The sequence below is a fragment of the Virgibacillus xinjiangensis genome (assembly GCF_042643145.1).
GTDB lineage: Bacteria > Bacillota > Bacilli > Bacillales > Amphibacillaceae > Virgibacillus_O > Virgibacillus_O xinjiangensis.
The window spans coordinates 1-1,299 of sequence record NZ_JBHRSA010000040.1; the positions used below are offsets into that span (position 1 = coordinate 1).

The following is a 1,299-nucleotide window of genomic DNA, read 5'->3' on the forward strand; positions in this document are numbered from 1 at the left end:
ATGCCAGGCCTCAAGGCCTTAAAGTCGCGATCTAATATGTTTGGGACATTCCCATAAGGCTGTTGGCCACGCTTTTTAAGTCTCCTGCGGATTCTACAGCGCAAACCATACTTTTTCATCACTCGGGAAATGCGTTTCTCGTTCACAACCATATGATAATAACTTTTAAGTTCTTCTTTGATGCGTTTTCGCCCATATGTGCCTCTATGATTCTCATAGATTTTTAAAAGCTTTCCATAAAGACCTTCATCTTTCTGATCCTGTTCATAGCCTTCTTTTCGTGACTTCCACTTGTAATATCCGGAACGGGAAACAGAAGTTACCGCAATCAACTTCGTTATCGGATACTCATCTTCATGATCGCGAATGAACTCGAACTCAGCTCGTTTATGACTCACCTCCTTTGGAGCTCTAATAACTTTTTTAAATACTTCACTTCCAGTTTCAAGTGTTCATTCTCCTCTTCAAGTGAACGCTCCCGGTTCTGATGAGGTGCTTTGTTTGTCATACCGCGATGACCTTTCAAAGCTTCATAGCCACCTTGCAGCACTTGATCACGCCATTCATAAATCCGATTACGATGCTTTATGTTAAATTCTTTCACCAATCGGCTGGAGGGGTACCCCTCCATAAATTTCTTAACAACCTGTACTTTATCATCGTAGGAGTATTTTCTTAATTTCCCCACAAATAACCGCCTCCCCAATATTTAAGTTAACATATAAGGTTGCACGACTTTAAATATGTCTACTTTATGGGGACAATAACAAAGGTGAGGCCCGAGTGAGGGAGCGCGCGGCCCAAGTGGAAGGAGCAGTGGCCTGAGTAAAGGAGTGCAAGGCCCGACCTTGAGATGCCACGGCCCGAGTAGGAGATACTGGGGCCTAATGAGCTAAGCTGCGGATCAAGTGGAGATGTCGAGGTTATACCAATCATTCATTTTATATAAATAAGATGTTATAGAAGGAATACTAGGGTAATAGATAGGCCTGGGGATATAATGTCCCCAGGCTTTTTTCTATCGGACAGCTTATTTAAGTGATTTGTTAATAAGGTGATGATGTTTATTTGTTCCTCAAACCTGAAACTAATCCATTCATTTGTATTTATGAAATCTGTAATTCGCTCGGTCCGCCCGCCACCGCACTCGGTCGCCATCCTGCACTACTCGTGCCGCCCGCCACCGTACTCGGTCGCCATCCCCCGCTACTCGTGCCACCCGCCACCGTACTCGATGACGTACAATAGTCTGTGTAAATAAAAGGTATATAAAAAAAAGGTAAGGTACACCCTCTAGTT

2 protein-coding genes are annotated in these 1,299 nt (G+C 43.6%); both read right to left on the reverse strand.

Going from position 1 to position 1,299, the window contains the following annotated elements; all coding sequences use genetic code 11:
- On the reverse strand, positions 1–398 hold a 398-nt coding region (locus tag ACFOGI_RS09325), incomplete at its 3' end, for an IS3 family transposase (protein WP_390271693.1).
- Positions 395–688: a transposase gene (locus ACFOGI_RS09330; protein ID WP_390271695.1), complete on the reverse strand. Its 294-nt coding sequence runs from the start codon at positions 686–688 to the stop codon at positions 395–397. The genes ACFOGI_RS09330 and ACFOGI_RS09325, both read right to left, overlap by 4 nt.
- Positions 689–1,299: the final 611 nt, after the last annotated feature.